The organism is Bradyrhizobium sp., assembly GCF_030693485.1.
In the GTDB taxonomy this organism is placed as follows: Bacteria; Pseudomonadota; Alphaproteobacteria; order Rhizobiales; family Xanthobacteraceae; genus Bradyrhizobium.
Window position 1 is genome coordinate 1 of record NZ_JAUYAN010000240.1, and the last position, 6,048, is coordinate 6,048.

Consider the following 6,048-nt stretch of genomic DNA (forward strand, 5'->3'; position numbering starts at 1 on the left):
CGCGGCGCGGCCCTGGCGAAAACCTGAATGTGGGGGATTTGGGAAGTTCGGAGCGGCACGCACCATCGGTGGCGGCTCTGGAGAACGAGGGCGTCGGCGAACACGTCAGGACCAGATTTCACTTTGGACTCAAGACCACTCAGGCTTTGAGCCGCCGGTAAAATTGCGGATCATGAGATCCGCACCGAACGAAGAAACTCTGTTTCTTCTGCCGAACCGCTTTTCGAAAGAGCGAGCTCTCTTGAAAGAACGATCCAGCCGTTTGACCTGATGTCTCGCCGACACCCTCTTTCGTCGATGGAGCCGCCTGAGTTGAATTTTGCTTCCGGGGAAGCAAACTATTCCGAAGGCTCTAAGGACGTGCCGGCATCAAGCCGCCGGCAATTTTTTCAGAAGCGAAAGTTACTTCTTCTTCTTGGCGACCTTGCGGGTCTTCTTCGCAGTCTTCTTCACTGCGCTCTTCGCCTTCTTCGCCTTCTTAGCTTTCTTGGCCATGTTGCCCTCCGATGTAGAGATGACTTTAGTCGCTGCGTGCACTCGGGAATCGAAATGCACGCATTCCGAATACACCAACACATGCAAAAAAACAGTGTCTCGCTTAAGGAAGTGTTGACGCGCGGGAGAGAGAGCATGTCCCGCGCGCTGGTCGACGACAGACCACTGCATTCGCGCAGCGATGCGACAAGTGCGCGAAAACGCTGCATCGGCGAATGTCAATATCGCTTCATCTACTATAACTGAAGATGTTTTCGTCATTCACGCCGGGCGCAGACGATGCGCGACGGAGGCCGTCGCGACTCACCCTGGCAGGTTGAAAACACGCTGCGCGGACTCTGAGTCGCGATTTTTGGCAACAAATAAATTTTCATGCTCACCGGCTTCGCGTCTCATCGGCGCTCGCCAAAACCGGATTTTTGCGCGAATCGCCGGACGCTGATTCGCAAGGCGACTCCCCCGCTGACGCGATGCATCGACGTTCATGGTGAACGATCGGTGCACGCTTCGATGCGAGAAGCGCGACGGCGGCGATGCCGCCGGCGTCGCGGCGCGCGCGCGTTCAGATGCCGAGCTTGGACTTGAGGAGATCGTTGACGGTCTGCGGATTGGCCTTGCCGCCCGATGACTTCATCACCTGGCCGACGAACCAGCCGGCGAGTTGCGGCCTGGCTCGGGCCTGCGCCACCTTGTCGGGATTGGCCGCGATGATCTCGTCCACCACCTTCTCGATCGCGCCGAGATCGGTGACCTGCTTCATGCCGCGGGTCTCGACCAGCGCGCGGGGATCGCCGCCCTCGGTCCAGACGATCTCGAACAGGTCTTTTGCAATCTTGCCGGAGATGGTGCCCTCGCCGATCAGGTCGACGATGGCGGAAAGCTGTTCTGATGACACCGGCGAGCCCGTAATATCACGGCCTTCCTTGTTGAGACGGCCGAACAATTCGTTGATCACCCAGTTGGCGGCGAGCTTGCCGTCGCGGGCCTTGTCGGCAAGCCCGGCCAGCACGGTCTCGTAGAAGTCCGCGCTCTCGCGTTCGGCCACCAGCACGCTGGCGTCGTAGGGCGACAGGCCGAACTCGGCGATGAAGCGCGCCTTCTTCTGGTCCGGCAGTTCCGGCAGGCCGGCCTTGATCCCGGCGACAAAGGCTTCGCTGAACTCCAGCGGCAACAGGTCGGGATCCGGGAAGTAACGGTAGTCGTGCGCTTCTTCCTTGGAGCGCATCGAGCGGGTCTCGCCCTTGCCGGGATCGTAGAGCCGCGTCTCCTGATCGATGGTGCCGCCGTCCTCGATGATTTCGATCTGGCGCCGGGCCTCGTGTTCGATGGCGTCGCCGATGAAGCTGATCGAGTTCATGTTCTTGATCTCGCAGCGGGTGCCTAGCTCGGTGGCGCCGGCCCTTCGCACCGAGACGTTGACGTCGGCGCGCAGCGACCCCTTCTCCATGTCGCCGTCGCAGGTCCCGAGATAGCGCAGGATCGAGCGCAGTTTTGTCACATAGGCCTTGGCCTGCTCGGCGTCGCGAATATCGGGTTTTGACACGATCTCCATCAGCGCCACGCCGCACCGGTTGAGGTCGACACAGGTCAGGCTGGGACTGCGGTCGTGCAGCAACTTGCCGGCATCCTGTTCCAGATGCAGCCGTTCTATACCCACCGTGGCGGTCCTGCCGCCGTCCAGTTCGAGCATCACTTCGCCCTCGCCGACAACAGGCGAAAGGTACTGGCTGATCTGGTAGCCCTGCGGCGAGTCCGGATAAAAGTAGTTCTTGCGGTCGAACACCGAGCGCAGGTTGATCTTGGCGTTGAGGCCGAGCCCGGTCCGGACAGCCTGCCTGACGCATTCCTCGTTGATCACGGGCAGCATGCCCGGCATCGCGGCATCCACCAGCGAGACATGGCTGTTCGGCTCGCCGCCGAACTCGGTCGAGGCGCCGGAAAACAGCTTTGAGTTCGAGGTGACCTGGGCATGGACTTCGAGCCCGATCACGGTCTCCCAGTCGCCGGTGGCGCCCTTTATCAGCTTGCCGCTTGCCGCACTCATGCTCTTTCTCCGAGCAATGACAAAACCATTCGCTCCCATTCGGTCTCGATCGCATCGGTGGCGACCGGCTTGCCGGCCTGGCGGTACCAATAGCCGGCATTGCCGAGGTCGCCCTCGACGCGGTGCAGATAGGCATGGACCCAGGCGCCGTCAGCACCCGCCTCGTCCTGCGCGATGCGGTGCGCCTGATCCCAATTGCCCTTGGCGGCCCACCACAGCGCTGCCAGCGGCGCGGCGAGATCGGGCGCGGGGACCGCGCCCGACAGGCTGGCTTTGAATTCGGCCATGGTCACCACCACCTCGCCGGCGTGAAGCGTCCCGCCGCCTGCTCGATCACCTCGCCGAGCGAGAACAGCGTCTCCTCGTCGAACGGACGGCCGATCAGCTGCAGGCCGAGCGGCAAGCCCTGCGTATCCTTGCCGGCGGGAACCGCGATCCCGGGCAGCCCCGCCATGTTCACCGTCACCGTAAAGATGTCGTTGAGGTACATCTCGACGGGATCGGCGCCCTTCTCCCCGATGCCGAACGCCGCCGACGGCGTCGCCGGCGTCAGGATGGCGTTGACGCCCCTGGCGAAGCATTCCTCAAAGTCGCGCTTGATCAGGGTGCGGACCTTTTGCGCGCGCAGATAATAGGCGTCGTAATAGCCGGCCGAGAGCACATAGGTGCCGATCATCACGCGGCGGCGGACTTCTGGGCCAAAACCCTCGGCGCGGGTGTTTTCGTATTGCTCGCCGATCGAGCGGCCGGGCACGCGCAGGCCATAGCGGACGCCGTCGTAGCGGGCGAGATTCGACGAGGCCTCGGCCGGCGCCACGATATAATAGGCCGGCAGCGCATATTTGGTGTGCGGCAGCGATATGTCGACCAGTTCGGCGCCGGCCGCCTTCAGCCAGGCCGCGCCCTCGCTCCAGAGCTTTTCGATTTCCTGGGGCATACCGTCGAGACGGTATTCATTGGGGATGCCGATCTTCATGCCCTTCACGGATTTGCCGATCGCGGCCTCGTAATCCGGCACGACGCGGTCGACCGACGTGGTGTCCTTGGGATCGTGACCGGCCATCGAGCGCATCAGGATCGCGCTGTCGCGCACGGTGCGCGCGATCGGGCCGGCCTGGTCGAGCGACGACGCGAACGCCACAATGCCCCAGCGCGAGCAGCGGCCGTAGGTCGGCTTCATGCCGACAGTGCCCGTGAACGCCGCCGGCTGGCGGATCGAACCGCCGGTGTCGGTCGCGGTCGCGCCCATGCACAACAGCGCCGCCACCGCCGACGCGGAGCCGCCGGAGGAACCGCCGGGCACCAGCGTGGTGTTGGAGCCCTCGCGCCGCCACGGGTTGACCACCGGGCCGAAGCAGGAGGTCTCGTTCGACGAGCCCATCGCAAACTCGTCATTGTTGAGCTTGCCGAGCATCACCGCGCCGTCGCGCCAGAGCTGCGAGGTTATCGTGGACTCGTAAGGCGGCACGAAATTGCCGAGGATTTTGGAGCACGCGGTGGTGCGGACATCCTTTGTCGCGAACAGGTCCTTGATCCCGAGCGGAATGCCGGCCAGCGGCCCGCCCTCGCCCTTGGCGATCCTGGCATCGACCGCGCGGGCCATGGCGCGGGCCTGATCCGGCGTCTCCATCACGAAGGCATTCAGCGCGCGCGCGGCCTCGATCGCGCCGAGATGGGCGTCGGTCAGTTCGAGCGAGGTAAAGGATTTGTTCGCGAGACCGTCACGGGCCTCGGCGAGCGTCAGCGATGTCAACCGTGTCATTTATCAACCGGGCTGCAGAAGAACGGAGACAGCGTCTTGTCGTTGGCCGGGTCGTCCAGCTTGCGGGTCTTGTCGGAGGCTTCGAGCGCGTCGAGCACGGCATCCATCGCCTTGTCGGGATCGGCGGCCTTGCCCTGCCGCTCCATCGCGTCGAGATAGTTCATATAGGCCTGATAGGCCTTTTCATCGTCGCAGAGCAGACACATCGGATTTCCCGTCTCGAAGACTCTTGTGTTTGACGCGTTTTCTTGACGCGAACCGGTACCCACTTCGCTCGAAAACGCTACGTTAAGATCTACTCGACAACCTTCGGCACCAGAAAGAAATGATCGTCGGTGGCCGGCGCGTTTCTGACGATATCGTCGGCGATTTCGCCGTCATTGACCACGTCGGCGCGCTTCTTCATTTCCATCGGGGTCACCGAGGTCATCGGCTCGACACCGTCGACGTCGACTTCGCTGAGCTGCTCGACAAACGCCAGCATCGCGTTCAGTTCGCCCTGCAGATGGGGAACTTCGTCGTCGGTAACCGCGATCCGCGCGAGACGCGCGATACGGCGGACGGTGGCGGCATCGACGGACATTATATAGGGCCTCTGGCGGGGAATTCAGCCCGCCGTATAGCAGAGGCTGCTTTTGCGCCGCAACCGCGGCGCGGCCTTCTCAGCCTGCGATCTGGCTGAGCCGGGCCAATGCGGCGCCGGCCAGCGCCCGGGTCAACTCCGCGGCGGGCATCTCGCGACCGAGCCGCACCGCCTGCCCGGCCCACAGATTGGTGAAATCGACCTTGCCCAGCTTTTCGGCAGCGGCCTTCAGCGGGCCCAGCGCGGTAGCGGAATGGGGGAAGGCCGGGGCATCCGGTGAAATCGGGCCGACTTCGCGCATCACCCGGTTGGCGACCCCGCGGGCCGGTCGCCCGGTCATGACATTGGTGATGACGGTGGAATCGTCGCGGGCCTGCGCCAGCGCCGCGCGCGCAGGCGCACTCACCTTGGATTCCGGACAGCGCAGATACGCGGTGCCGATCTGCACCCCCGCCGCCCCCAGCGCGAACGCCGCCGCGATGCCGCGCCCGTCGGCGATGCCGCCCGCTGCGATCACCGGCACCTTCACCGCGTCCACCACCTGCGGCAGGAGCGCAAAAATGCCGGGCTGTTCGGCGATGTTGTCGGTCAGGAACATGCCGCGATGGCCGCCGGCTTCGGCGCCTTGCGCAATGATGACGTCGGCGCCGTTCTCCTCGAGCCAGATCGCCTCCCGCACGATGGTCGCCGACGACATCACGATGCAGCCGGCCGCCTTGACGCGCTTCAACAGCGCCGGATCCGGCAGGCCGAAATGAAAGCTGACGATTTCAGGCTTCAGTTCCTCGACCAAAGCGCACATCGCCTCATCGAACGGCGCGCGGTTGGCGACATTGACCGGGGCCGCCGGATCGAGACCCAACTCGCTGTAATAGGACGACAGACGCGCTTTCCATCCGGCCTCGCGCCTGGGGTCCGGCTCGACCGGAGTGTGGCAGAAGAAATTGACGTTGAGCGGCGTTGCGACGCGCTGGCGAATGATGCTGACCTGCTCGCGGGCCTTTTCCGGCGAGAGCATCGCGCAGGGCAGCGAGCCGAGCGCGCCGCCCTGCGCCGCCGCGATCACGAGGTCGGCGTCCATCACCCCCGCCATCGGCGCCAGAATAATGGGAAATTCGGTCTTGAAGAGATCGAGGATTCGGCGGTCCGGCCACATGATGTTGT

Annotated in this window: 7 protein-coding genes; 1 reads left to right on the plus strand and 6 read right to left on the minus strand. The window is 63.9% G+C overall.

Annotated features, from left to right (window positions below; all coding sequences use genetic code 11):
• The coding region (locus Q8N40_RS17735; protein WP_305712732.1) for a hypothetical protein at positions 1-271 on the plus strand (271 nt) is incomplete at its 5' end.
• A gap of 786 nt (positions 272-1,057) precedes the next feature.
• On the opposite strand, the gene gatB is transcribed toward Q8N40_RS17735, so the two are convergent.
• The 6 genes from gatB to Q8N40_RS17765 all read right to left on the minus strand — a co-directional run bounded on the left by gatB (position 1,058) and on the right by Q8N40_RS17765 (position 6,040).
• Positions 1,058-2,539, minus strand: a complete 1,482-nt coding sequence (gene gatB / locus Q8N40_RS17740) for an Asp-tRNA(Asn)/Glu-tRNA(Gln) amidotransferase subunit GatB (RefSeq protein WP_305712733.1) — start codon at positions 2,537-2,539, stop codon at positions 1,058-1,060.
• The gene (locus Q8N40_RS17745) at positions 2,536-2,826 is read right to left on the minus strand and encodes a hypothetical protein (protein ID WP_305712734.1); all 291 of its coding nucleotides are present in this window, start codon (positions 2,824-2,826) and stop codon (positions 2,536-2,538) included. The genes gatB and Q8N40_RS17745 overlap by 4 nt, the downstream gene beginning before the upstream one ends.
• A gap of 2 nt (positions 2,827-2,828) precedes the next feature.
• Entirely contained in the window at positions 2,829-4,301 is a 1,473-nt protein-coding gene (gene gatA, locus Q8N40_RS17750) for an Asp-tRNA(Asn)/Glu-tRNA(Gln) amidotransferase subunit GatA (RefSeq protein WP_305712735.1), read from the minus strand.
• On the minus strand, positions 4,298-4,507 hold the full coding sequence (locus tag Q8N40_RS17755) for a hypothetical protein (RefSeq protein WP_305318561.1): 210 nt from the start codon (positions 4,505-4,507) through the stop codon (positions 4,298-4,300). Before Q8N40_RS17755 ends, gatA begins: the two co-directional genes overlap by 4 nt.
• Positions 4,508-4,596: 89 nt before the next feature.
• On the minus strand, positions 4,597-4,884 hold the full coding sequence (gatC, locus tag Q8N40_RS17760; RefSeq protein WP_305318560.1) for an Asp-tRNA(Asn)/Glu-tRNA(Gln) amidotransferase subunit GatC: 288 nt from the start codon (positions 4,882-4,884) through the stop codon (positions 4,597-4,599).
• Between the two features lie 79 nt (positions 4,885-4,963).
• A complete protein-coding gene (locus tag Q8N40_RS17765) occupies positions 4,964-6,040 on the minus strand; it encodes a nitronate monooxygenase family protein (RefSeq protein WP_305318559.1) in 1,077 nt (358 codons plus the stop codon).
• Between the last annotated feature and the right edge of the window lie 8 nt (positions 6,041-6,048).

Coding starts and splice junctions, on each gene's coding strand:
- gatB (WP_305712733.1), bottom strand. CDS start 2,539: ATGAGTGCGGCAAGCGGCAAGCTGATAAAGGGCGCCACCGGCGACTGG.
- Q8N40_RS17745 (WP_305712734.1), bottom strand. CDS start 2,826: ATGGCCGAATTCAAAGCCAGCCTGTCGGGCGCGGTCCCCGCGCCCGAT.
- gatA (WP_305712735.1), bottom strand. CDS start 4,301: ATGACACGGTTGACATCGCTGACGCTCGCCGAGGCCCGTGACGGTCTC.
- Q8N40_RS17755 (WP_305318561.1), bottom strand. CDS start 4,507: ATGTGTCTGCTCTGCGACGATGAAAAGGCCTATCAGGCCTATATGAAC.
- gatC (WP_305318560.1), bottom strand. CDS start 4,884: ATGTCCGTCGATGCCGCCACCGTCCGCCGTATCGCGCGTCTCGCGCGG.
- Q8N40_RS17765 (WP_305318559.1), bottom strand. CDS start 6,040: ATGTGGCCGGACCGCCGAATCCTCGATCTCTTCAAGACCGAATTTCCC.